This window comes from Bacillus cereus group sp. Bc031, from assembly GCF_027716265.1.
Classification (GTDB): domain Bacteria; phylum Bacillota; class Bacilli; order Bacillales; family Bacillaceae_G; genus Bacillus_A; species Bacillus_A paranthracis.
Window position 1 is genome coordinate 43,403 of the sequence record NZ_JAQFUL010000004.1, and the last position, 24,051, is coordinate 67,453.

Genomic DNA, 24,051 nt, shown 5'->3' on the forward strand with positions numbered 1-24,051 from the left:
TCTCTATAAGGTAACAGAGAAGGAGATTCTAGTATGGTATATTGGCTATTATTACTTGTAACAATTATTTTTGAAGTAGCTGGAACAATTGCGATGAAGTTATCAAACGGTTTAACAAAGCTCATTCCAAGTGTACTTATTTTTGTATTTTACGGAATTTGTTTCAGCGTGTTCGCCATCGTTGTAAAAAAGATTCATTTAAGTATTGCTTATGCAATTTGGTCTGGTGTTGGGACGTTACTTATTACGATTATTAGTGTGTACTTTTTTAAAGAGCACATTAGCCTATTCCAAGCATTTTGTATTCTTTTCATCGTGTTAGGAGTAATTGGGCTTAAGGTTTCATCTGCATCATAAAAGGCTATCTTCCAGTGTGGAAGATAGCCTTTTGCTTTTATTAAAACGCCCAATTACCTTTACGGAAGATTGGTTCATGTCTGCCATCAGCTGTAATGCCGTCGATATCAAGCTCAGCTGATCCAATCATGAAATCTTCGTGTGTAATACTAGCGTTTGCGCCATTTTCAGCAAGTTCTTCTTTAGACATCGTTTTTCCGCCAACTAAGTTAAATGCATAAGCATTTCCGATTGCAAGGTGGCAAGATGCGTTTTCATCAAATAGCGTGTTGTAGAATAAAATATTTGTGTTTGAAATTGGTGAATCATGAGGTACTAAAGCTACTTCTCCTAAGAAGTGAGAACCTTCATCTGTTTCTACTAAATGTTTTAAAGCTTCTTCTCCAACTTCAGCTTTATAATCTACGATACGTCCGTTTTCAAATGTTAACGTGAAGTTATCGATAATGTTACCTGCAAATGCTAACGGTTTTGTACTAGATACTTGGCCATTTACACCTGTTTTAAGTGGCATTGTAAACACTTCTTCAGTTGGAATGTTCGCCATAAATGGTACGTTCTTTTCATTTAAGCTACCAGCACCAGCCCATACATGTTTTTCTGGAAGTTCGATCGTTAAATCTGTTCCAGGACCTGTATAGTGAAGAGCTTTATAATGCTTTTCGTTTAAGTAATCAACTTTTGTATGTAATGTTTTATCGTGTTCTTTCCATGCTTCCACAGGATTTTCTAAATCAGCACGAGTAGCTTTGAAAATAGCATCCCATAGTTTTGCTTCTTGTTCTTCTGGTGCAACGTCAGGGAATACTTTCGCAGCCCATTCTTTCGTAGGAACAGAAATGACACACCAGCTTACTTTATCAGCTTGTACGTAATCACGGTATACTTTCATTGCTTCACCAGCTACTTTATGAGCTGTTGCGATACGCGTTGGTTCTACACCTTTTAATAAATCAGGGTTTTCTGCATAAATAGACATAAATGCAGCGCCTTCTTTTGCTAATTCTTCACGAGCGTGTGCTTTCCAAGATGGGAACTCAGCGAATGCTTCTTCAGGAGCTAGATCGAACTTTAAGCGTGTTAACGTCTCATCATTCCAATCCACATATACGTGTTTTGCACCAGATTTATATGCTTTTTCTGTAACGAGGCGTACAAATTGTACAGCTTCAAGAGGTGCGCTAATTGATAATGTTTGTCCTGGTTGAATATTAACACCAACATTGACTGCAAGGGCAGCATATTTCTCTAACGTTTGTTCAAATGACATATGTATAATCTCCTTTAATTTGAAAGATTTCTTACTATATATAATACAAGAAAATTCAAAAAATATATATAAATATAGCGTAAAAAGAGAGCTCAAAATATATTGAGCCCTCATCGTTATTTAATCGAAGAAGCAAACTGTTCTACGGTCGTCGTATGGTGTATGCGAACACGCTTCATTTTTAACAATTCATCGGGTTCACCTTTTGTAATGAATTTTCCGGGTTTTGTTGTCGTCGCAAATTGATAATATTTCTTCGTTTCTGCAACGACTTTATCATCTACATGACCGAATGGATAAGCAACTGCGATAACGGGCTTACCTGTTATTTTTTCTAACTTTTCTTTTGATCCTTTTAATTCCTCTTCATAGTTTGTAATTTTCGGTAAGTCTGCATGCGTCGTTGTATGAGATTGCACTGAGAAAATGCCGGAATCGACCATTTCTTTTATTTCAGAAGTAGACAGTGATCCTTCTACATCAACGTTATCAACAATCATATATTCTGTTGCCGCCGGTTTAAATGTATCGTCTTTTAGCTTTTGTAAAACATGGAATGCATTCATATTATTTTTCATACCGTCATCAAATGTAACAAAGATAGGTTTATTTACTTTATTAATATCACCCCAACGTTCAAAAGTTAGTAATGTATAGCCGTTGTCTTTTAAATATTTCATTTGGGCTTCAAAGTTAGCAGGTGAGACGAATAAATCTTTAATGCCTTGTCCGTGATAATCATCAATTGCATGATACATAAGAACGGGAACCTTTTGTTCGAAAGTAATAGCAGCTTTTGTGAGTGGAATGGTTTTCCCATCTTCTTTTATTCCTATTGCTTCAATTTGAAATTCACCGCGTTTTCCTTCAAATTCTTTTATGTCAAAAGGAAGTGTAAACTGTTTCTCCTTTTCTTTAGAAGAAAAAGATTTAGTGTGTTCCTTTCCATCAGCAGTACGCCAAATTTTATATTGTACTTCAGTTAAAGCATCTTTTATATCTGTCATATGAATGGTAGTATTTGTAGTTTCGTGTGTAATGGGCTGATAAGAAATTTTACCTTGTTCTTGTACAGTATCTGCTTGTTTCTTAGTTTCTTGAACCTTTTTTTCTTTTTTAGGTTCCTGGTTTACATTGCTAGTATTACAACCTGCTAGAATGGCAGATGTGCATAAAGCGATTGCAACATATTTTCTCATAAAATCACCTTCTATTGTGTATTATGTTATATATTTATATTTAAAATCCCCACCGCTGTAAGAGAGGTGGGGACATACCCTTGTTCATCATAGCATTTGAAGAATATGTATGGAATGAGAAAAGTAACAATAGATAAAAAAACACCTTACTTCAACGACGAGTAAGGTGTTTTTTTATTAAATAAACAATCCAGCGATTGTCGCAGATAAAATAGAAGCAAGTGTTGATGCAAATAGCATTTTCCAACCAAATTTAGAAACAACGCTTCCTTGTTTTTCAGAAAGGGCACGGATTGTACCAACGATTGCACCAATTTGGCTAATACTTGCGAAGCTAATTAAGAATACTGTAACGATTCCAACTGTACGTGGAGATAATGTTGATGCAACACCTTTTAAATCAAGTATTGCTACAAACTCGTTTAATACAATCTTCGTACCCATAATACCACCAGCTGGGATAATATCTTGAGTTGGAATACCCATTAAGAACGCGAATGGAGCAAGTATATAACCGAAGATTTGTTGTAACGTAACAGCATATCCCATTGCACCTGAAGCGGCACTAATTACGTAGTTTACAACTTCCATCACACCGATGAAGGCGATCATTAATGCGGCAACGATACCAGCTACTTTTAAACCGTCAAGTGCACCGTTAATCATTGCACCGATAAAGCTGTCTCCGAATAAAGTACGATCAAATTTCTGAACTACTTCGTCTTCTTTTTTCGTATCAACAGGTGTTAATAACGAACAAACGATTAAGCTTGAGAATAAGTTTAACGGAAGAGCTGCTAGTACATATTTCGCATCTAACATCATTACGTATGATGCTGTAACAGAGGCAGAAACTGAACTCATTGCAGAACAACAAATGATAAACATACGGTTTTTATTGAAATGTTGTAAATCATTTTTAATAACGATTAACGCTTCACTTGAACCAAAGAATACAGAGTTTACTGCGTGGAATGATTCAACGCGTGGTAAACCAGTAATTTTTGAAATGGCACCGCCGACAACGCGAACGATGAATGGTAAAACCCCTAAGTAACTAAAGATAGAAAGTAGTGCTGAGAAAAATACGATAATTAATAGTACGTTTAAGAAAAAGACAAAATCTCTTTGAATCCCATTAAAGAGAAAATCGACACCTGTCGTACCAAGTTTAATTAGTTTGTTGAAAACTTTACCAATGAAAATAATGATTTGTTGACCAATCTTTGTGCCAAACATAAACCAACCGATTAAAATTTGAAAACCAATCATAATAGCAATTGCACGGAAGTTGATTTTACTTTTGTTGTTTGACAAAGCAAAACATAAACCTAAAACGACAAGAATACCGATAATGCTCATTACATATTGCATGTAGTTGCCCCTTTCAGAAGTTCGTATAAAGTTTGTACATAAAACGCTCGTTATATTACTAAAAATAAAACAAGGAGGTTTTATGTCATACGTAAGATGTCTGACCTTTTAGAAAAATAAAAATAAAAAAAGACCCATATGGATTCACTTTCATCTATGAGAGAAAGCTAATCAATATGAGTCCTTTTTGCACATGGGCTAATATTCATTAGTTTTCCCCATAGTCCAGCAATTTAAGGTTGCCGGGTAGAAACTCTCGATCCATATTATCGAGTATATATGAGGTAACATCGTCCGTATTAAATTAGTAGTAGCGTAACATTAACGGAGAACTATCGTCAATAGCTTTTTTTCTTCCAATAGAAATAGACCATATAAGTATGATAAAATGTAACGCAGTGTTATGAAAAAGAGAGGTCGGAAAATGAGTACAAAAATGACGCCACCAGTTGAAAAAAACGAGTTTATAGATGTAGTATTTGAAGATTTAACACATGATGGTGCCGGTGTTGCGAAAGTAAAAGGCTATCCTATTTTCGTTAAAAACGGATTACCAGGTGAAGAAGCACAAATTAAAATTATTAAAGTAAAGAAAAACTTCGCATTCGGTCGTTTAATGAAGCTTCATACAAAGAGCCCATATCGTAAAGATGCAGAATGCCCAGTGTACAATCAGTGCGGCGGTTGTCAGCTTCAGCATTTAACATATGAAGGGCAATTACAAGCGAAAGAAAAACAAGTACGCGACGTTATGCAGCGCATCGGCGGATTAAGTGATGTTCCTGTTCATCCTGTACTTGGCATGAAGAATCCGTGGGTATACCGTAACAAAGCACAAGTACCAATTGGAGAACGTGAAGGTGGACTTGTAGCTGGATTCTATCGTCAAGGAACGCATGACATCATTAATATGGAATCGTGTTTAATTCAAGCAGAAGAAAACGATACATTAATTCAAGAAGTAAAACGTATTTGTGAAAAACACGGGATTTCAGCGTACAATGAAGAGCGTAACAAAGGAACACTTCGCCACGTAATGGCTCGTTACGGACAAGTAACAGGGGAAATTATGCTTGTCTTCATTACTCGTACAGCAGAATTACCAAACAAGAAAGCAATCATTGAAGAAATTGCTGCGAAATTCCCTGAAGTAAAATCGATTGTTCAAAACGTAAACACGAAACGTACAAACGTAATCTTCGGAGACAAAACGACAGTACTGTACGGATCAGAATATATTTATGACTTTATTGGCGATATTAAATTTGCGATTTCAGCACGTTCATTCTATCAAGTAAACCCAGAACAAACGAAAGTGCTGTACGATAAAACGTTAGAATACGCAAAATTAGATGGTAACGAAACAGTAATTGATGCCTATTGCGGAATTGGATCAATCTCTTTATTCCTAGCGCAAAAAGCGAAAAAAGTGTATGGCGTTGAAATCGTCCCAGAAGCGATTGAAGACGCAAAGCGTAACGCAGCACTAAACAACATGACAAACGCTGAATTTGGTGTAGGAGAAGCAGAAGTAGTTATTCCAAAATGGTATAAAGAAGGCGTAATCGCTGACACAATGGTCGTAGATCCACCGCGTAAAGGTTGTGATGAGGCACTATTAAACACAATCATCGACATGAAACCAAAACGCGTTGTATACGTATCATGTAACCCAGCAACATTAGCACGTGACTTAAAAGTACTAGAAGAAGGCGGATATAAAACGCAGGAAGTACAACCTGTTGATATGTTCCCGCATACGACTCATGTAGAGTGTGTAGCTTGGCTTAAGTTGGTATAATAGGAAAGCAGTTGATATAGGAAAATCTATACCATCTGCTTTTTGGTTTATTGAGAGTTTGAAATTGTATTCATAGTGAGAGGATTTGAATTTGAAATGATAGATAATTTTTGGCGTGATTTACCACGACCATTTTTCGTACTTGCACCAATGGAAGATGTGACAGACGTTGTTTTCCGTCACGTAGTAAGTGAAGCTGGTCGTCCAGATGTATTCTTCACAGAGTTCACAAACTCAGATAGCTATTGTCATCCAGAAGGTATGAAAAGCGTACGTGGTCGTTTAATTTTTACAGAAGATGAACAGCCAATGGTGGCACATATTTGGGGAGATAATCCTGAATATTTCCGTGAAATGAGTATTGGTATGGCAGAGTTAGGATTTAAAGGCATCGATATTAATATGGGTTGCCCTGTGCCAAACGTAGCATCAAGAGGAAAAGGTAGTGGCCTTATCTTGCGTCCAGACGTTGCGGCAGAACTTATTCAAGCTGCAAAAGCAGGCGGACTACCTGTCAGCGTAAAAACAAGACTTGGCTTTAAAGAGTTAAGCGAGTGGGAAGATTGGTTAACGCACATTTTCAAACAAGATATTGCAAACCTTTCTATTCACTTACGTACAAGAGAAGAGATGAGCCAAGTAGATGCACACTGGGAGCTAATTCCGGAGATTAAAAAATTACGTGATCGTATTGCACCAAATACGCTCCTAACGATAAACGGAGACATTCCTGACCGTAAAACTGGGCTGGAACTTGCTGAAAAATACGGCATTGATGGCGTAATGATTGGACGAGGAATCTTTAAAAATCCATTTGCTTTCGAAAAAGAACCAAGAGAGCATAGCAGTAAAGAACATCTAGATCTTTTAAGACTACAACTTGATCTTCAAGATCAATATGCAGAAGTATTACCAAGATCCATAACAGGATTACATCGCTTCTTCAAAATTTATGTAAAAGGCTTCCCTGGGGCTGCTGAACTACGAAATCAATTGATGAGCACGAAGTCAACGGATGAAGTACGCGCATTGCTTAATAAGTTTGAGGCGAGTGTTAATGTGGTAGAAGGTAGTGAAACGGTATAACTCCCTGAAGTCGAGGGGGTGGATTATATTTATTTAGTTTTAAGTTCTTTTGTAGATTGCAACGGAAAAAACAGTTTTATAAATGTATTGAACTAACCAACATCTTTGTGTTCCCGCGTATACTCTGTATATATGGAGTTTGTGGCTGGCGTGTAGAGATAGTTTGAATATGCAGATGGAAATCTAGCCCCTGATGGGGGGAGATTTCCATCTGTTTTTTATTTTACATAAGCTGAGTTGTATTATAAGTAAATGAATTTTTTGAGAGTGGAAAATTTTGTGTAGCTTTTAGTAATAACAACGTATTTATCTTGCAATTTAGTAATAAAAATATTAGAGGATTATGCAAATAATTCCTATATTAAATGTATAAAAAACATTATAATAGTGAGAAATATGAAATATTTTGTCTAATTAGTAATAAATGCATAGTAAAATGATAGTATTGATAGGTTTTGGATAAAAGTTTTTGGATATAAATGGATATTTTCAATGAAATGGAGTTCGTTTTTATGTTGAAGGAACAAACGAGGTATTCTCGACTTGCGAATATAACTAAAATGATTAATACAAAGCTGGATTTACGTGAAGTTTTAGAGCAAGTCACAATAGCAATTTCTGAAGAAATCGTTCAATGCGATTCTGTTGGTATTTATTTGCCGCAGGAAGATGGGACTTTTAGAGGGTATGTAGGAAAACCGGAAGTTATTAACGGATGGACGTTGGATATGCATGTCATTGATACAGACATTGACCTGCTGGCGAAAGAAGTAATTGAAACAAAAAAAGCCATCTATATACCTGATACATCAAAGGATAGTCGGCCAGATCCGAGAGCAGTGGAAGGGTTTCGAATTAAATCTTTATTCGTTCTTCCTATCTCTTTTGAAGAAGAATTATTTGGTCTAGTTTTTTTATTTGATTACGGAATTCCTATGAACTTAACAGAGTCAGAAATTCAAACGGTTGAGGCATATGTGAATATGGCGGCTGTTGCGATTCAAAATGCGAACAATTTAACTCATAAGGTAAACCTTATTGCTGAAAAACAGCTCTTGCTGGATGTGACACGGGACTTATCTATGTGTTCCTCCATGCAGGAAAGTCTTGATACTTGTTTTTCCTATTTAGGAAAAGTTTTAGACAATTATAATATCGGGGTTCATTTACTAGAGCCTTTAGCTAAGAAAAAAATTAGACCGGTGAAGTTAAGTAAGGGTTCAGAATGGACAGAAGAAGATTGGATCAAGACACATGATAAGATAAAATTTGATAAAAGTAATGATAGAGTCACGCAAGAGGTCATTGAAACAAAAAAGCCAATCTGGATTCCAGATGTTTATGCAGATCCGCGCCCAAACCATGATGTTTGCCGTAATTTTGGTATGAAGGGACTCTTTATGTTGCCGTTGGTTTCAATGGGAGAGGTATTAGGACAAATATCTGTGGTCAATCTAGGAGATAGTAATTTTAGTTATTCCGAAGGACAAATACAGCTGTCGCAATCTATTGTCGATGCAACTGCTTCCACGCTATCAAACCTTTTATATATGGAAAAACAGGAAGTTATTATCGAAGAGAGGACCTCAGAAATTACGTTTAAAAATAAGGAACTGGAACGAGTAATAACGGAATTGCAGCAGCTTAGTCGTGAGAAAGAATTGATTCTAAATTCTGCCGGAGAAGGAATTTTCGGTTTAGACCTTGATGGAAATATTACCTTTTGTAACCCAGCTGGTGCCTCCATGTTAGGCTATGATATAAAAAATGAATTAATAGGAAAACCATCCAGTATGGTTTTCAACGGAATTGAAAAAGGAAAGAAAAAGCAGGTGGCATCAGGTTGCGATGAGGATTGGAATCTGTACGATAAAACCGAGCAATTTTTTAGAAAAGATCAATCCAGTTTTCCAGTGGAGTATGTAATTTCCTCTATAAAAGAAGGGACCGAGATTGTCGGAGAAGTTATTACTTTTAAAGATGTAACCCAAAGGAAACAAATGGAGGAAGAAATAAAATATCATGCTTATTATGATAGTTTAACAGATTTACCTAATAGAGTTCTACTAAAGGACAGGCTAACTCAAGGGCTGACATATGCTCAATTACATGCTGAAAAATTAGCAGTTCTGTATTTAGATTTAGACAGGTTTAAGTTTGTGAATGATACGCTCGGGCATAGCTTCGGTGATTTGCTTTTGCGAGAAGTTGCAAATCGATTAAGTGCTTGTGTTCCTAAAAGTGCTACGGTCTCAAGACAGGGCGGGGATGAATTTACTATCTATTTACCGAATATCAAAAGTGAAAAAGAAGTGTTAAAGGTAGTAAATCGTGTCATTGATTCTTTTTCAAGGCCATTTCATTTAGTAGACAATGAAATCTATATGAAAACGAGTATTGGTATTAGTATATTTCCTGATAATGGTGATACGACTGAAATCTTAGTTAAAAATGCAGACACAGCTATGTACAAATCGAAAGAAATATCAGGAAGTAGCTATCATTTCTTCAGTGAAGGAATGGATACGAGAACTTTTGAAAGTGTCAAGCTAGAAAATGATTTGTATAAGGCATTGGAACAAGAAGAACTTGTGATTTATTATCAACCGCAAATAAATGGTAAAACGAATAAGATTGAGGGTGTAGAGGCTTTAATTAGATGGAACCATCGAGAACATGGGATGATACCGCCTGATAAATTTATCCCAATAGCTGAAGAAACTGGATTAATAGTCCCGATAGGTGAATGGGTTCTAAAAGAGGCCTGTAGGCAATTAAAGAAATGGCATGATCAAGGTTCCCCGTTAATTAGTATGTCTGTGAATTTATCTGCACGTCAATTTGAACAAAGTGATTTATTTGCTATGGTCAAAAATGTTTTAGAGGAAGTAGAGCTATCTCCGAAGTATATACAACTAGAACTCACTGAAAATTTAATTGTTAGAAATACGGAATCAACTTTAAAAACAATGAAGAAATTAAAAGGTTTAGGAATCAACCTCGCTATTGATGATTTCGGGACTGGTTATTCATTTTTAGGTTATTTAAAAAAAATGCCTATTTCAACGTTAAAAATTGATAAATCCTTTGTACAGGATATGACAAAAGATGATGCAGCTATTACGAATACTATTATTACGCTGGCTAAGAATTTGAACCTTGATGTTATTGCTGAAGGTGTTGAGACAAAGGAACAGGTCGAATTTTTATCTGCACGAAATTGTTATTTGATGCAAGGGTATTTTTTCAGCCGTCCTATGGCAGCTGAAGACATCGAAAAACTTTTTTAAATAGAGAAATAAATTAAAAATGAATGGAGCATACACATGAAAGCAGCCCGAAATGTATTAGAATATTTAATAGCTAATGAAGTTAAACATATATTTGGTATCCCAGCTGGTTCTGTAAATGCGTTTTTTGACGAACTTTATGATATGCCTGAATTAACACCAGTCGTAGCGAAGCATGAAGGGGCGGCATCCTACATGGCTGCCGCTTATGCTAAATACACAAATCAGCTAAGTGTGTGTATTGGTTGTAGCGGACCAGGTGCCACAAATCTTGTAACAGGTGCTGCTAATGCTATGCGAGAGCATTTACCTGTTTTATTCATTACAGGTGCCGTACCTCTTAGTACGGTAGGTTTGAATGCATCACAAGAATTAGATGTAGAACCAGTCTTCAGGCCTGTTACAAAATATAGCGTTACGGTTAATGATGTAAAGGATGTACTTAAAGAAGTCGCACTAGCAATTGAAATTGCTATATCGGGAGTACCAGGACCTGTACATATTGCGATACCGATTGATATTCAACATGAAAATATAGAAAGTGTTGAAATACCGCCACTTCCTAAAAGACTTCCTATTGTTCCTGATCTAGGCACAATAAAAGAAACAGCTAGAGAATTGGTAAAAAGGGATAAGGGTTATATCTTTGCAGGACAGGGAATAAGAAACTCTGTTGAGTCATTAATAGAGCTAGCAGAACTACTGAATTGGCCAATTATAACAACTCCACAAGCTAAGGGATATATCCCTGAGGAACATCCGCTTTTAGTCGGAGTGTTTGGATTTGCAGGTCATGAGGCTGCCTCTGCATTGATTAATGAAGGGGATGGGAAAGCATTATTAATTGTGGGCTCCAGTTTAGGGGAAACTGCGACAAATAATTATAATGGAAACTTAATAAAAGATCGTTTCTCTGTTCAAATGGATTTTGACCAATCTATCTTCAATCGGAAGTACAAAGTGGATATTCCAGTACTAGGCGATATCAATTTAAGTTTATTAATGTTAATAGAAGAATTAAAGGCTTTAGGGTTGCAAATGGATCGCGCTGAATTTATCGTTGAAAAGAAGAAAGAGGAAGAGAATATAGAGGAATATAATACGAAAAATGTTCTCCTAAACCTTCAAAAATGTTTACCGTCAACTACTAGATATACCATTGATATTGGTGAATTTATGTCGTATGTTATTCATCACATGAAGGTCATAGATTTTGACTCCTATAATATTAATGTACATTTTGGTGCAATGGGAAGCGGAATTGGTTCTGCGATTGGTTCAAAACTGGCTGAACCGGAGCGTCCGGTTGTATGTATTACTGGTAATGGCTGCTTTTTCATGCACGGGTTGGAAATATTGACGGCGAAGGAATATAATTTACCTATTTTATTTGTTGTGATGAATAATGCTCGTTTAGGAATGGTATATCACGGTCATTCATTACAATTCCGTAGAACTCATCCATCCTTTGAACAGGAATCAATCAATATTAGTGCAATGGCCGCAGCTATGAATATACCAAGCTATAGAGTCAATGAATTACAAGATATCAATCAAGATGTTATAAACAACTTAATGAATGTAAATGGGCCAGCAATTCTAGAGGTTGCCTTAGTCGATAATAATACTCCTCCTATGGGAGATAGAGTTAAATTTTTATCGTCTTTTGGAAAATAAGGTTGTTTTATTCACTAATAAAAAAATCATATAGGGATTTCCTATATGATTTTTTTATAAAGATTGATATGAATTGTGAATTACCTTAAGAATTGCTCCGATGACTTGCCCTTTAAATTCGTCTGGAATTGCTTCTCCAGATGGATTTGAGTAATAGTAACATCCCGCACTTTCATCGCAAGAGAATCCAAAGTTTGTTAATGATTGCTTTAGGTCCTTCGGCAATTCTTCTAATCCAGTTTGTTCAGTGAAATAGTCAGTAGGAAAAACCTTTACATCGACATCACCTAATCCAGTATGAACAACAAATAAGTCTTGTTCATCCCTAATAACCCATTGATCTTTAGAAAATAAAGAAATTCTTGCCCCTTCTAAAGAGGAGATTGCATCTAAGTTAATACCAAAAATTTGATTGATAAGTTGGCGGATTTCTTTTCCTGTGGCCTTTCTTCCGTGATGGGTGAGGGTAGAATCTATGGCCATTATAGCAATGTTCTCAGTCGAAGAACCAGCTCCTGCCATTATCCATTCTTTTGATAGGACAGGTTTAGTTGTTAAATCAAATTTGAAAATGGACATGACAATGTTACAAATCTCGGTACTGGTTATTTTTCCTTGGTGAGAATCAAGATGTTTGTCCATTAATTCTACTTTTTTCACTCGGTCTGCACCTTTTTCTAACATTTACCAAAAACTCCAATCATAAAAGTAAAGTATGTTTTTTATCAATAACATAGAAAGAGCTGAAAAAATTCTTGCCCTTCCGTTAAAAATATAGACTGGATATTCTCCACTTAACTGAAAGCCCTTAAAACGCTGTTATTCTATTATACTAATTAATACCTGTATGTTGTTATAAAAAAATAAGATATATTTTATAGAAAAAAGGGAATTAAAAAGCATTCGAATCTCTGTCTAGATTTAATCCTAACAAGCATGAATCCACCTAAGACTACAAAACCTCCCTTTAAAATGTTAAAGTAGTAACTTGACGACATTCATTTACACATGCTAAAGGCATTATTATATTTAACATTTCAGGAGGAAAAACAATGGCAATGAGCAACAACGATATATTAAAAAGAGTAAGATATGCTTTAGATATAAGAGATATAGATATGGTAGAAATCTTTAAACTTGGCGGTATGGAAGTAACGAAAGAAGACGTAGTTGATATGCTTACAAAAATAAAGAGAGCGCCTCAGCAAGAACCTGAAAACCCTGATGTGGAAGAAGATGAGTACGTAAAAACATGCGATATGATGATGTTAGAAGCATTTTTCAATGGATTTATTACTTTAAAAAGAGGGAAGCAAGATCCGAAACCAGGGCAACCGGCACCTGTACAAAGCAAAGAGAGTGCTAACAACCTTCTTCTAAAGAAAATGAAAATCGCACTATCTTTAACGAGTGAGGATGTACTTGATATATTAGATAGCGTAGGCGTTACAGTGACTAAGGGAGAACTAGGCGCTCTATTAAGAAAAAAAGGTCATAAAAATTACAAAGAGTGCGGCGATAGATACGCAAGGAACTTCATTAAGGGATTAGCTGTAAAGTATAGAGGATAATGATTCCGTTAAAGCGGTAAATGATATAATAGGTAGAGTAGGACGTTCGTATCCTACTCTTTTTATATGTAAAATAATACGTTAGGTGATGAAATGGTACATACTTATTTAGGTGAGACAATTAATTTTCATATAACTTATAAGAAGAAAAAATCAGTGCGTCTTTTTGTAGATTCTTACGGAAATGTAGAAGTACAAGCTCCAAAAGGGACACCTGTTGAATATTTAGTCCAGTTGCTAGAGGAGAAGTGGGATTGGATTCAGACAACACGTAAGGAAATGGCGGAGCGAGCGCGTGGACCACAGGAAAAGGATTATGATCAAGGAGAAGGCTTTTTGTATTTAGGAAGTACGTATCCGATACAAATTTCTCAAGATGCAAATATTACGCAAGACAATGCAGTGTTTGAAGGAGATAAGCTACATATTTATGTGAAAGATCTTAAAGATGAGAAAATACAGCAAGCGTTAAAACGATTTTATTATAAGCAGTGTAAAACCTTAGTAGAGAAGAGCATTAAATTGCATCAAAGTAATTTCAAAACAAAACCACGTTCTATTCGTATTACAGATAGTAGTCGTACTTGGGGTACTTGCGATTCGAATTTACAACTAACATTCAACTGGAAGCTACCAATGGCACCACAGCGAGTAATTGACTATGTAGTTGTTCATGAAATGTGTCATATGGTTCATTTAAATCACGATCGCTCTTTTTGGCGTCTTGTCGGGAAGATCATGCCCGATTATAAGGAAATGGAGAATTGGTTAGCATTATCTAGTTGGAAGATGACGGTTTAGTGGTGGGCTTTATATAGGTTGCAATTATTGTCAATACTTGACGGTAAGCCGATATATTTCAAAAATCGTTGATATATTTGGAGTTGCAATCGATATGTTCAATAAAGAAAAAGGAGATCAGCAGACATCTCCTTTTTCTTACCTAGCAATTATCGTCCAAATTTCACAACAAAATCTTCGTCTATTTTCTCCAATCCATACCCACGATACCCCTCTGAAAGCAACGTCTGTTGTCCACCAGCATCGCTCATCAGAACGTTCTCAACCTCCGTCCAATCTCTCTCCTTGTCCCCACGCAATTCCTTCACAAAAACATACCGCATACTTCCGCCATACTTCTCCTTCAGTGCAGCAATCTCCATCCCTTGCGCGAACTTATCCTTTAAACTCGGAATGTTAAAAGGGGCAACGGTGCAGCACACATAATCATATTTGCTGTTTTCTTTTTGTAATTCGTCCATGATGACTGTCGCTAATATTTTTTGCATCCCATTTCCGCGGTAGTTCGGATGAACGTTTGAGATTTCTTGATAGATGACGCGGTGTAGTTCACTTTCTGGTAAGCCGATATCAAGTCCTAAATGTTCATCGTCGATAGGAGGGACGAGTAGGGCGCGAAATGCGATGAGTTCGTTTTTGATAAAAGCACCGATCATCATACCGTTTCCTTCTAGAATGTATTGAAATTCTTCTTGTGAAAGTGGTTGTAAACGGCTTTTATCTTCTAGTGTTTCAACTACAACGTTCTGTAGTAATAAAATTTGTTCGATGTGCTCTTTGGATAGTAATGTAACATGAAATGGATCGTTATTTTGTTTTAATGATCCTTTGTATAGAACTGTCATGCGTTAGTCCTCCTTTAGCGTACAACTTCTTGAAATACGGTTAGTTCTTGTAGTGTATCTTCGTTTATTTCAATGCCGAGTCCTGGCTTTTCGTTTAAGCGAATAAATGGTACGTCGTAATGTAAGTTTCCGATGTCTTTCGTGAACTTTAATGGACCTGTAAGTTCAACGCTCGTAATAATTTTTTTCGAGAAAGCGACATGGAATCCTGCGGAAGAGGCAACGGATGATTCGACCATGGATCCAACTTGGCATTCGATGCCGGCCATTTCTGCTTGGTGAGCGAGTTTTACAGCAGGATATATGCCACCGCATTTCATTAGTTTTATATTTACTTTATCAGCGGCGTCTAATTTAATGATTTGGCGCATTTCACGAGAACCTTTTAATCCTTCATCAATCATAAGCGGAAGGTCTGTTTTCGAACGAATGTGAGCCATTGCGTCAATATCGTCTGCAATGACAGGCTGTTCAATCCAGTCGATGTTTACATGACTTAATGAACGAAGTGCTGTTAATGTGTTGGCGCTATTTTTCCACCCTTGGTTTACATCAACGCGAATCGCAATATCATTTCCTACACGTTCACGTACCGCTTCAATTCTTTTTACATCTTCTTTTACATTTGTACCGACTTTCATTTTGAAAGATTGGTAACCTTTCTGAATCATAGAGGCAGCTTCTTCAGCCATTTCTTCTGGATCTGCGATACTTAAGACGTGAGTGACAGGAAATTCTTCATGGTAGCGTCCGCCAATTAATTGATATATAGGTTGATTTAGTTTTTTGCCCATTATATCAAAACAAGCAATATCTATTGCAGCTTTTGCAGTAGGAACACAGTAAATTGTATTGTCCATCATATCGTGTATTTTCTCGATATTCATTGGATTTTTCCCGATAAGAGCAGGAGCTAGTGTATGCTTTAAAGTATGGAAAGTACTTTCCCAAGATTCGCCTGTAACGTGATCATCAGCGACGCCTTCACCGTAACCGATAATGCCTTCGTCTGTTTCCATTTTGACAATAATAGAAGGCATATCATAATAAGAACCGTAACTAATAACAAACGGATCGCGAAGCGGTAAACGAATTGCATAAAGATGAATAGCTGTAATTTTCATTAGGTAGAGACCCCTTCCTGTTTACAATGGTTTTGTACATTTGATATAGTTGACGTTAAATAGTCGTTAATTAATGATAAGGAGTTAGAGAAATGATGATAAAAATTGCAGTTGTCGGTTCAAAAGAGTTTATGGAGACACTTTTACCTATTGCTCATAAACTAGAAGAAATAGAAATTGATCCATATGTTTACCTTCATCCGGCAGAATCTTCTGAACTATTAAAGCGTTTAAAGCCTTGTGATTTCATCTTTTTCTCAGGTGCTTTACCTTATTATATGGCAAAAGAAATAAGAGAACAATTACGAATTCCAAGTACGTACTTACAGCAAGACGAGACGACTGTCGCATCTTCAATTCTTTCTGTCATGTATCACCAAGGGGTTCAACCACATAAAATTTCAATTGATTTAGTAGACCGTTCATTCATTATAAATGTGTTCCATGATATTGGCATAAAAGAAAGTCCACAAGTGTTTGATTATGAAAATATGCTGTGGAGTAAAGATGAAATAAATAGAGTTATTGATTTTCATGTAGCTAAATATCAATCTGGAGAGGCTCATTTAGCTTTAACTAGCATTCATGCTGTCTATGATGAACTTCAAAAAATAGGTATTCCTTCAGAACGTATGATAGATCCGAAGCAATCTATTATACATGGGCTAAAAGATGCAAAAATAAAAGCTGAGTTAGCAAGAAGCCATTCAGCTACTGTTGGTGCTTGTATTATTTCTTCTTTAGAATTACGAGATGGTTTGCTTGAGCAATTAGATGTTATTTCAAAAGAACTACGTGGTTCATTTAAAACAATTGATGAAATGACGTTCATTTTATATACGACTCGTGGTGATATTGAATCCATTATAAAAACAAATACGATGAATAATTTATTTGCGAGTATAGAAGGAACGATAGCTATTGGATTTGGTTACGGAAAAACTGTGAAAGAAGCGGAGCAAAATGCTAAAATCGCCCAAGGTTTCGCGAAGAATAATCCAATAGACCGCTGTTTTTATATACTAACAAGTGATAAAGAACTATTTGGTCCGTTCCCGAAAGAACAGAGAGTACAAAGTTTGAAAAATGATAATCCGGAACTAATGAAAATAGCGAAGGAAACGAAACTTAGCCCAGCAAATTTATCAAAAATTATTCAATTTAGTCAATCGCATCCGTCATTAAAGTTTACAGCAGCAGATCTTTCTGAATACTTACAAGTGACTCGACGATCAACTGAAAGGTTATTAAAGAAACTAGTTGATTATGGATATGTTCATATTTGCGGCGAGGAAATGCCTTATCAACAAGGGCGTCCTCGCGCAATATATGAACTGAATTTACCGTTATCTTTAAGCTTCTAATTGAGCTTTTTGTTTCTTTAGTAGTTCCGCTTTTTCAATGTCAGATAGTTTCGTAATTGTGAGACCAGTTATACCGTAAATAATCGAGATAATAGGTACGATGAAATTCAATATAGCATAAGGAGCATATTCGAAAGCACCTACGCCGAGTGTTGCGAGTATAAATACACCGCATGTATTCCAAGGTACAAAAACAGAAGTTAATGTTCCTCCATCTTCTAATGCTCTGGATAAATTTTTAGAATGTAGTCCTTTTTCTGTGTATGCATTCGCGTACATTCTTGAAGGAACAACAATCGAAATATATTGTTCAGAGCAAGTAAGATTTGTTGCAAAGCAAGATGCGATAGTTGAAGCGATAAGTCCTTTTGCTGATGTCGCTAATTTTAAAATTTGATTTACAATGGAGCGAAGAATACCTGTATGTTCTAATACTCCTCCGAAAGTCATAGCGACAATTGTCATAGAGACGGTATTCATCATAGAGCTTAAACCACCACGATTAAATAGCTCGTCTACTAGCTTGTTGCCAGTGTCTATGACAAATCCACTTTGGAGTGCAGCGACAGCTGATGAGACAGAACCACCTTGAATAAAGACTTGTGATAAAAATCCTAAAATAATACCTACGAGAATAGCTGGTATAGCAGGAACTTTTTTAGCGACCAATACCATAACAACTACAGGTATGATTAATAGGAAAGGTGAGATAACAAAGTTTTGTTGCAATACTTGTAATGTTTGCTCGATGCTTTTTGCATCGATATTGTTAGCACCGAAGCTTCTTCCTAAGAACGCGTAAACGATAAGAGTAATAATTAAACCTGGAATTGTAGTAAATAACATATGACGAATATGTGTGAATAAATCTGTATTTGTTAATCCTGCGGCTAAGTTTGTTGTGTCTGAAAGCGGTGACATTTTATCGCCGAAATAAGAACCGGAAATGATAGCACCGGCAACCATTGGAGCTGGGATTCCCATACTTAGGCCAATACCCATTCCTGCAACACCAATTGTTCCCATTGTAGACCAAGAGCTATCAATAGCTAATGCAACAATAGAACAAATAATTGTAATTGAAACTAAAAATAGTAATGGTGTTAATAGATTTAAACCGTAATAAATCATTGTTGCGACGATTCCACCACCAATCCAAGCACCGATCGTTAAACCTACTAGAATAATGATAACGATAGCGGGTAATGCGAGGCGAATTCCTTTATACATTGCTTCTTCAATGTCGTTCCATTTGTAACCGTAACGCCAAGCGACGATGGAAGCAACGGTTGTACCGATAATAAGTGGGACGTGAGGGCTTTGTTTTAATACAACAATTGTAACCATCATAACTGCAACTGTAATGATAATAGGGATCATGGCTACACCAAAAGGTATTTCTTTTTTCATAAATGTCCTCCTTGTTATGTATGTATGTTTGTTTGTATTTTTAGAATTGTCGTAAAATAGACGTTTATTAGGTTATGATAACTAAAAATATATGTAAGCGTCAACATAAAAGACAGAAAATAAGTAATATTCTAGTTGTTTGTTTAGTTTGTAATATAGATGTAGAGTAAGCTTTTTTAGTGTTTAAAAATAAATAATTGACTTTTTTCTTAAAATTCAATATGTTCATAAAAACATCTGTTTTTCATAAGTATAATTAACCTGAATGGTTTGGAATTTGGGAAGGAGAATGTAGCTTTGAAAACATTAGAACTACAAGAGCGTTTAACTGAAATTTTTCAGCATTTACATGAAAACCCTGAAGTGAGTTGGAAAGAGTATGAAACGACAGCGTATATTACTAACTTTTTAAAAGAAGAAGGAATTTCATATAAAATATTTGATGATTGCCCAGGGGTGATTGCTGAAATTGGAAGCGGAAATCCAGTTATTGCGATTCGTGCTGATATGGATGCACTTTGGCAAGAAGTGAATGGAGAGTTTAAGGCGAATCATTCGTGTGGTCATGATGCGCATATGACGATTGTAATGGGACTTATTTTACAATTAAAGAATATGAGGTGGAAAAGTGGCACAGTTAGATTTATTTTTCAGCCGGCAGAAGAAAAAGGGAATGGAGCTTTAAAAATGGTAGAGAAAGGTGCTGTGGATGATGCGGATTTCCTATTCGGTGTTCATTTGCGCCCAATTGAAGAACTATCTTTGAAACAAGCTGCCCCATCAATTCGTCACGGAGCAGCAGGATTTTTAGAGGGTACGATTCACGGAGAAGATGCACATGGAGCACGCCCGCATCAAGGGATAAATGCGATTGATGTTATTTCCATGATTAATATCGGTTTGAAAAACATATGGCTACCACCACAAAGTTCCTATTCAGTAAAGATGACGAGGTGCCAAGCTGGTGGTGATAATTTAAATATTATTCCGGGTAACGGGCATTTTAGTTTAGATGTCAGAGCGGAGAGTAATACATTATTAGAAGAATTGAAGAAAAAAATAGAGCATGTCATAGAATCAGCTGCATCGATGGGATCGAAAACTTCATATGAGTGGATTGATCTCGCGCCAGGAGCTGAAGTTTCAGAAGAAGCTGAGCGATTTATGCGTAAAGGCATTCTTGAAGTGTATGGGGAAGATAAATGTACGGGACCACTTTATACGACAGGAAGCGATGATTTCCATTATTACACAGTGAAGAGACCACATTTAAAAGCTGTCATGCTTGGATTAGGAGCAGACCTACAACCTGGATTACACCATCCGTATATGAAGTTCGATCATAGTTGCATTATGGATGGGGTAGAAATATTAAAACAAACTGTATTGAAAGTGTTAGAAGACAGGGGCTAGGGAGCTTCTGTTTTTTTTTTTTTTTTTTTTTTTTTTTTTGTAGAAATTTGTCGTTAAGTCGATATCCTTTGTCGAAACGTCGATATATTGAAAAAATCGTTGATATATTTGAAATTACGATAGATATATTGAGAAAATCGTCGATATAATTTCACGTACCTATTGATTTGATAAAAAATGAGCATCCAGTACATGGTGTATAATAATAAGTACCATTTTTTAATAGGAGAAAACGAATGAACGAACAATATTACGATGCAGTTTTACATATAAAAACAGTCGGTGAGCAAAAAGGGTTTAACAAGTCTATGCATTATCATCGCTATGAACCGACGCCGTATAGCGGATTAGATGAGTTATTGAATCAATATGAAATACGAAGTAGCGACCGAATTGTAGACTTTGGATGCGGAAAAGGGCGATTAAACTTTTATATGCATCATAAATGTGGTGCTTCAGCAGTTGGAATTGAAATGAATGAAGAGTTTTATAAAGAAGCGATGGATAATCGAGATCGTTATGCACGAAAGGTAAGAAACAGCAAAGATAAAATTAGGTTTGAATGCTGTTTAGCGCAGGAATATGAAATTGATTCACGTGATAACCGGTTTTATTTCTTCAACCCATTTTCTGTACAAGTATTTATGAACGTAGTAAATAACATTTTACTTTCTGTAGAAGAAACGGGGAGAGAAGTGGATATTATTTTGTATTATCCTTCTGAGGACTATATTTTCTTCTTAGAAAATCAGACTGCGTTTGAGCTGAAGAAAGAAGTTAGATTGCCAGGTGCTTATGAGAAGAATGGGAATGAGAGATTTTTAATTTATACATTAAGATTATAAAAAAGCAGGTGCCAAGGCACCCGCTTTTTTTACTCACGTTTATATAATTAGTTACGGATTAAGTAATCAAATGCACCTAAAGCTGCGTTTGCACCTGAACCCATAGAGATGATGATTTGTTTGTACGGATTATTTGTACAGTCACCTGCAGCAAACACTCCTGGTACGTTTGTAGCGCCGTGCTTGTCTGTTACGATTTCACCGCGAACGCGCTCAACTGTTTCGCCTAACCAGTCTGTGTTTGGAACAAGACCGATTTGTACGAATACACCTTGTAATTCAACGTGATGAACTTCTTCAGTTTCACGATCGATGTAAGAAATACCGTTTACTTTATCAGTACCAGTAATTTCTTTCGTTTGAACGTTTTTCAGAACAGTTACGTTTGGTAAGCTGTTAAGACGCTCTTGTAATACAGCATCAGCTTTTAATTCCGGCATGAATTCAAGAACAGTTACGTGCTTAACAATACCTGCTAAGTCGATAGCTGCTTCAATACCAGAGTTACCGCCGCCGATAACTGCTACGTCTTTTCCAGTGAATAATGGACCGTCACAGTGTGGGCAGTATGCTACACCTTTATTTTTGAACTCAGCTTCACCTGGTACGCCAACATTACGCCAGCGAGCACCTGTTGAAACGATTACGCTCTTACTTTTCAGAATAGCGCCGTTTTCAAGTTCCACTTCAATAAGTTCTTTTTTCTCTAAACGTTTTGCACGTTGTAGATTCATTACATCGATGTCGTATTCTTTTACGTGCTCTTCAAGGCTTGCTACTAGCTTAGGACCTTCAGTGCGTTTTACGCTGATGAAGTTCTCAATGCCCATAGTATCCATTACTTGACCACCGAAGCGCTCAGCAACGATACCAGTGCGGATGCCTTTACGTGCTGCATAAATTGCTGCACTTGCGCCAGCAGGGCCGCCACCAACAACAAGAACATCGTATGGATCTTTATCAGAAAGCTCTGATGCATCTGGACCGTCACCCATTTTAGCTAAAATTTCTTCAAGTGTCATACGACCGCTGCCGAAAGATTCGCCGTTTAGGAAAACTGTTGGTACTGCCATGATGTCTTTGCTTTCTACTTCCTCTTTGAATGCAGCGCCATCAATCATAGTATGTGTAATACCAGAGTTAAGAACGCTCATTACGTTAAGAGCTTGTACAACATCAGGACAGTTATGACAACTTAGGCTGATATAAGATTCAAAATGATATTCGCCTTGAATGTTTTTAATTTGATCGATTAATTTTTGTTCAACTTTTGGAGCGCGTCCACTTACTTGTAGTAAAGCTAACACTAATGAAGTAAATTCGTGTCCTAATGGAATACCAGCGAATACGACACCAGTGTCTTCACCAGGGCGGTTTACGCTAAAGCTTGGTGTTCTCTCTAATTCAACTTTTTCTACTGTAATCTTAGATGACATAGTAGCTAATTCGTCTACTAGAGCTAACATATCTTTAGATACGTCATCGTCTCCTGCGCTTACTTTAAGTAAAATATCGTTCTCCATTAATTGAAGATATTGGGATAGTTGTGTTTTTATATCTGCATCTAGTATCATTTTGATCGAACTCCTTAGATTTTGCCTACAAGGTCAAGGCTTGGTTTAAGTGTAGCAGAACCCTCTTGCCATTTAGCTGGGCAAACTTCACCTGGGTTGTTACGTACGTATTGAGCTGCTTTAATTTTGTTAACAAGAATGCTTGCGTCACGGCCGATACCGTCAGCATTGATTTCCATAGATTGGATAACGCCGTCTGGATCGATGATGAATGTACCGCGAGCAGCAAGACCTTCTTCTTCCATTAAAACGTTGAAGTTTGTAGTGATTGTGCGAGTTGGGTCACCAATCATGATGTACTCGATTTTACCGATAGTTTCTGAGCTATCATGCCATGCTTTGTGAGTGAAGTGAGTGTCTGTAGATACAGAGTATACTTCAACGCCTAACTCTTTAAGAGTTGCATATTGGTTTTGTAAGTCTTCAAGTTCAGTTGGGCAAACGAATGTGAAGTCAGCTGGGTAGAAACAAACTACACTCCATTTTCCTTTTAAACTTTCGTCAGTAACTTGGATAAATTCTCCATTATGGTAAGCATTAGCTTTAAACGGTTTTACTTCTGTGCCGATTAATAACATATTAAAATTCCTCCTAAATGTTGGTTTTGAGCATCAAAAAATAGTGTGCTCATAAAATATATTTTTTAATTAACTATAATAATTCTAATTCGATATTAATTATCATATAGAAGTGGTTATTTTGTCAAGCGAATAAACGAACTTTATATCAATTTAATTAATATTTATTCTCAATTAAGGATAACAGGGAATGGAAAGGTAATTTTAAGTTTATAAATTTTCAATGAGTGCTTGAAAGAGTAGTGTGTATGTTAGAGATATGATGTAAGTATCAATTCTTAGGAAGGAAATATTTCTTAGAAGTTGTCTTTTTGAAAAGGAACTGCGTATTTCTATTTTACAAAGAATTGTGTGATAAATAAAATAAAATGAACTAGAATCTTTTTGAACAATTTTTGTCCTCTCAAATATATAATTAGGAAGCATATTGCAATGATATAGAAACATTGACTCAAGATATTAACAAGATATA

At 36.3% G+C, this 24,051-nt stretch carries 19 protein-coding genes and 1 riboswitch; of the genes, 10 read left to right on the forward strand and 9 right to left on the reverse strand.

What is annotated here, in order from left to right; translation table 11 throughout:
• The first annotated feature begins 33 nt into the window (after positions 1 to 33).
• Positions 34 to 357, forward strand: a complete 324-nt coding sequence (locus tag PDQ33_RS02875; RefSeq protein ID WP_000263254.1) for a DMT family transporter — start codon at positions 34 to 36, stop codon at positions 355 to 357.
• A 40-nt stretch (positions 358 to 397) separates the two neighbouring features.
• On the opposite strand, the gene PDQ33_RS02880 is transcribed toward PDQ33_RS02875, so the two are convergent.
• The 3 genes from PDQ33_RS02880 to PDQ33_RS02890 all read right to left on the reverse strand — a co-directional run bounded on the left by PDQ33_RS02880 (position 398) and on the right by PDQ33_RS02890 (position 4,200).
• Positions 398 to 1,627, reverse strand: a complete 1,230-nt coding sequence (locus PDQ33_RS02880) for an aminopeptidase (RefSeq protein WP_000007360.1) — start codon at positions 1,625 to 1,627, stop codon at positions 398 to 400.
• A 116-nt stretch (positions 1,628 to 1,743) separates the two neighbouring features.
• Complete coding sequence (locus PDQ33_RS02885; RefSeq protein ID WP_001234137.1) at positions 1,744 to 2,826, reverse strand: polysaccharide deacetylase family protein; 1,083 nt, start codon at positions 2,824 to 2,826, stop codon at positions 1,744 to 1,746.
• A gap of 177 nt (positions 2,827 to 3,003) precedes the next feature.
• Positions 3,004 to 4,200, reverse strand: a complete 1,197-nt coding sequence (locus PDQ33_RS02890; protein WP_001200499.1) for a NupC/NupG family nucleoside CNT transporter — start codon at positions 4,198 to 4,200, stop codon at positions 3,004 to 3,006.
• 201 nt (positions 4,201 to 4,401) lie between these two features.
• A riboswitch (purine riboswitch) is annotated at positions 4,402 to 4,503 on the reverse strand.
• Between the two features lie 121 nt (positions 4,504 to 4,624).
• Here PDQ33_RS02890 and rlmD point away from each other — a divergent pair.
• From rlmD to PDQ33_RS02910, 4 genes are all read left to right on the forward strand, one after another.
• A complete protein-coding gene (gene rlmD, locus PDQ33_RS02895) occupies positions 4,625 to 6,001 on the forward strand; it encodes a 23S rRNA (uracil(1939)-C(5))-methyltransferase RlmD (protein WP_000105049.1) in 1,377 nt (458 codons plus the stop codon).
• Positions 6,002 to 6,097: 96 nt separating this feature from the next.
• A complete protein-coding gene (locus PDQ33_RS02900) occupies positions 6,098 to 7,087 on the forward strand; it encodes a tRNA dihydrouridine synthase (RefSeq protein ID WP_000566678.1) in 990 nt (329 codons plus the stop codon).
• Positions 7,088 to 7,599: 512 nt separating this feature from the next.
• A complete protein-coding gene (locus PDQ33_RS02905) occupies positions 7,600 to 10,377 on the forward strand; it encodes a bifunctional diguanylate cyclase/phosphodiesterase (protein WP_270754667.1) in 2,778 nt (925 codons plus the stop codon).
• Positions 10,378 to 10,413: 36 nt separating this feature from the next.
• On the forward strand, positions 10,414 to 12,054 hold the full coding sequence (locus tag PDQ33_RS02910) for a thiamine pyrophosphate-binding protein (protein ID WP_270754668.1): 1,641 nt from the start codon (positions 10,414 to 10,416) through the stop codon (positions 12,052 to 12,054).
• A 54-nt stretch (positions 12,055 to 12,108) separates the two neighbouring features.
• On the opposite strand, the gene PDQ33_RS02915 is transcribed toward PDQ33_RS02910, so the two are convergent.
• Positions 12,109 to 12,738: a hypothetical protein gene (locus PDQ33_RS02915; RefSeq protein ID WP_000890291.1), complete on the reverse strand. Its 630-nt coding sequence runs from the start codon at positions 12,736 to 12,738 to the stop codon at positions 12,109 to 12,111.
• Between the two features lie 368 nt (positions 12,739 to 13,106).
• On the opposite strand from PDQ33_RS02915, the gene PDQ33_RS02920 reads away from it, so the two are divergent.
• Together PDQ33_RS02920 and PDQ33_RS02925 are read left to right on the forward strand one after the other, a co-directional pair.
• Positions 13,107 to 13,625 carry a DUF1456 family protein gene (locus PDQ33_RS02920; protein WP_270754669.1) on the forward strand — a complete coding sequence of 173 codons (519 nt, stop codon included), beginning with the start codon at positions 13,107 to 13,109 and terminating at the stop codon, positions 13,623 to 13,625.
• A 93-nt stretch (positions 13,626 to 13,718) separates the two neighbouring features.
• The gene (locus tag PDQ33_RS02925; RefSeq protein ID WP_270754673.1) at positions 13,719 to 14,426 is read left to right on the forward strand and encodes a M48 family metallopeptidase; all 708 of its coding nucleotides are present in this window, start codon (positions 13,719 to 13,721) and stop codon (positions 14,424 to 14,426) included.
• Positions 14,427 to 14,575: 149 nt separating this feature from the next.
• Here the strand turns inward: PDQ33_RS02925 and PDQ33_RS02930 are convergent, their stop codons facing one another.
• Positions 14,576 to 15,271, reverse strand: coding sequence for a GNAT family N-acetyltransferase (locus PDQ33_RS02930; RefSeq protein ID WP_134198166.1), 696 nt, complete (start codon positions 15,269 to 15,271; stop codon positions 14,576 to 14,578).
• A gap of 14 nt (positions 15,272 to 15,285) precedes the next feature.
• A complete protein-coding gene (locus tag PDQ33_RS02935) occupies positions 15,286 to 16,395 on the reverse strand; it encodes a mandelate racemase/muconate lactonizing enzyme family protein (RefSeq protein WP_134198165.1) in 1,110 nt (369 codons plus the stop codon).
• A 92-nt stretch (positions 16,396 to 16,487) separates the two neighbouring features.
• Here PDQ33_RS02935 and PDQ33_RS02940 point away from each other — a divergent pair, with 92 nt between their 5' ends.
• Entirely contained in the window at positions 16,488 to 17,759 is a 1,272-nt protein-coding gene (locus tag PDQ33_RS02940) for a transcriptional regulator (RefSeq protein WP_270754674.1), read from the forward strand.
• Here the strand turns inward: PDQ33_RS02940 and nhaC are convergent.
• Complete coding sequence (gene nhaC, locus PDQ33_RS02945) at positions 17,748 to 19,169, reverse strand: Na+/H+ antiporter NhaC (RefSeq protein WP_270754675.1); 1,422 nt, start codon at positions 19,167 to 19,169, stop codon at positions 17,748 to 17,750. The two genes, PDQ33_RS02940 and nhaC, sit on opposite strands and share 12 nt — an antisense overlap.
• Before the next feature lie 297 nt (positions 19,170 to 19,466).
• Here nhaC and PDQ33_RS02950 point away from each other — a divergent pair, with 297 nt between their 5' ends.
• Together PDQ33_RS02950 and PDQ33_RS02955 are read left to right on the forward strand one after the other, a co-directional pair.
• Positions 19,467 to 20,582 (forward strand): M20 peptidase aminoacylase family protein, encoded by a 1,116-nt coding sequence (locus PDQ33_RS02950; RefSeq protein ID WP_000853529.1) that lies wholly within the window; start codon positions 19,467 to 19,469, stop codon positions 20,580 to 20,582.
• 236 nt (positions 20,583 to 20,818) lie between these two features.
• Complete coding sequence (locus PDQ33_RS02955) at positions 20,819 to 21,427, forward strand: SAM-dependent methyltransferase (protein ID WP_001005638.1); 609 nt, start codon at positions 20,819 to 20,821, stop codon at positions 21,425 to 21,427.
• 47 nt (positions 21,428 to 21,474) lie between these two features.
• Here the strand turns inward: PDQ33_RS02955 and ahpF are convergent, their stop codons facing one another.
• Both ahpF and ahpC read right to left on the reverse strand, forming a co-directional pair.
• Complete coding sequence (gene ahpF, locus PDQ33_RS02960; protein ID WP_270754677.1) at positions 21,475 to 23,001, reverse strand: alkyl hydroperoxide reductase subunit F; 1,527 nt, start codon at positions 22,999 to 23,001, stop codon at positions 21,475 to 21,477.
• A gap of 14 nt (positions 23,002 to 23,015) precedes the next feature.
• Entirely contained in the window at positions 23,016 to 23,579 is a 564-nt protein-coding gene (gene ahpC, locus PDQ33_RS02965) for an alkyl hydroperoxide reductase subunit C (RefSeq protein ID WP_000924422.1), read from the reverse strand.
• Positions 23,580 to 24,051 lie beyond the last annotated feature (472 nt).

Bases quoted from the DNA above. Each gene is read 5' to 3' on its own strand.
- PDQ33_RS02875 (WP_000263254.1), top strand. From the start codon at position 34: ATGGTATATTGGCTATTATTACTTGTAACAATTATTTTTGAAGTAGCT.
- PDQ33_RS02880 (WP_000007360.1), bottom strand. From the start codon at position 1,627: ATGTCATTTGAACAAACGTTAGAGAAATATGCTGCCCTTGCAGTCAAT.
- PDQ33_RS02885 (WP_001234137.1), bottom strand. From the start codon at position 2,826: ATGAGAAAATATGTTGCAATCGCTTTATGCACATCTGCCATTCTAGCA.
- PDQ33_RS02890 (WP_001200499.1), bottom strand. From the start codon at position 4,200: ATGCAATATGTAATGAGCATTATCGGTATTCTTGTCGTTTTAGGTTTA.
- rlmD (WP_000105049.1), top strand. From the start codon at position 4,625: ATGAGTACAAAAATGACGCCACCAGTTGAAAAAAACGAGTTTATAGAT.
- PDQ33_RS02900 (WP_000566678.1), top strand. From the start codon at position 6,098: ATGATAGATAATTTTTGGCGTGATTTACCACGACCATTTTTCGTACTT.
- PDQ33_RS02905 (WP_270754667.1), top strand. From the start codon at position 7,600: ATGTTGAAGGAACAAACGAGGTATTCTCGACTTGCGAATATAACTAAA.
- PDQ33_RS02910 (WP_270754668.1), top strand. From the start codon at position 10,414: ATGAAAGCAGCCCGAAATGTATTAGAATATTTAATAGCTAATGAAGTT.
- PDQ33_RS02915 (WP_000890291.1), bottom strand. From the start codon at position 12,738: ATGTTAGAAAAAGGTGCAGACCGAGTGAAAAAAGTAGAATTAATGGAC.
- PDQ33_RS02920 (WP_270754669.1), top strand. From the start codon at position 13,107: ATGGCAATGAGCAACAACGATATATTAAAAAGAGTAAGATATGCTTTA.
- PDQ33_RS02925 (WP_270754673.1), top strand. From the start codon at position 13,719: ATGGTACATACTTATTTAGGTGAGACAATTAATTTTCATATAACTTAT.
- PDQ33_RS02930 (WP_134198166.1), bottom strand. From the start codon at position 15,271: ATGACAGTTCTATACAAAGGATCATTAAAACAAAATAACGATCCATTT.
- PDQ33_RS02935 (WP_134198165.1), bottom strand. From the start codon at position 16,395: ATGAAAATTACAGCTATTCATCTTTATGCAATTCGTTTACCGCTTCGC.
- PDQ33_RS02940 (WP_270754674.1), top strand. From the start codon at position 16,488: ATGATGATAAAAATTGCAGTTGTCGGTTCAAAAGAGTTTATGGAGACA.
- nhaC (WP_270754675.1), bottom strand. From the start codon at position 19,169: ATGAAAAAAGAAATACCTTTTGGTGTAGCCATGATCCCTATTATCATT.
- PDQ33_RS02955 (WP_001005638.1), top strand. From the start codon at position 20,819: ATGAACGAACAATATTACGATGCAGTTTTACATATAAAAACAGTCGGT.
- ahpF (WP_270754677.1), bottom strand. From the start codon at position 23,001: ATGATACTAGATGCAGATATAAAAACACAACTATCCCAATATCTTCAA.
- ahpC (WP_000924422.1), bottom strand. From the start codon at position 23,579: ATGTTATTAATCGGCACAGAAGTAAAACCGTTTAAAGCTAATGCTTAC.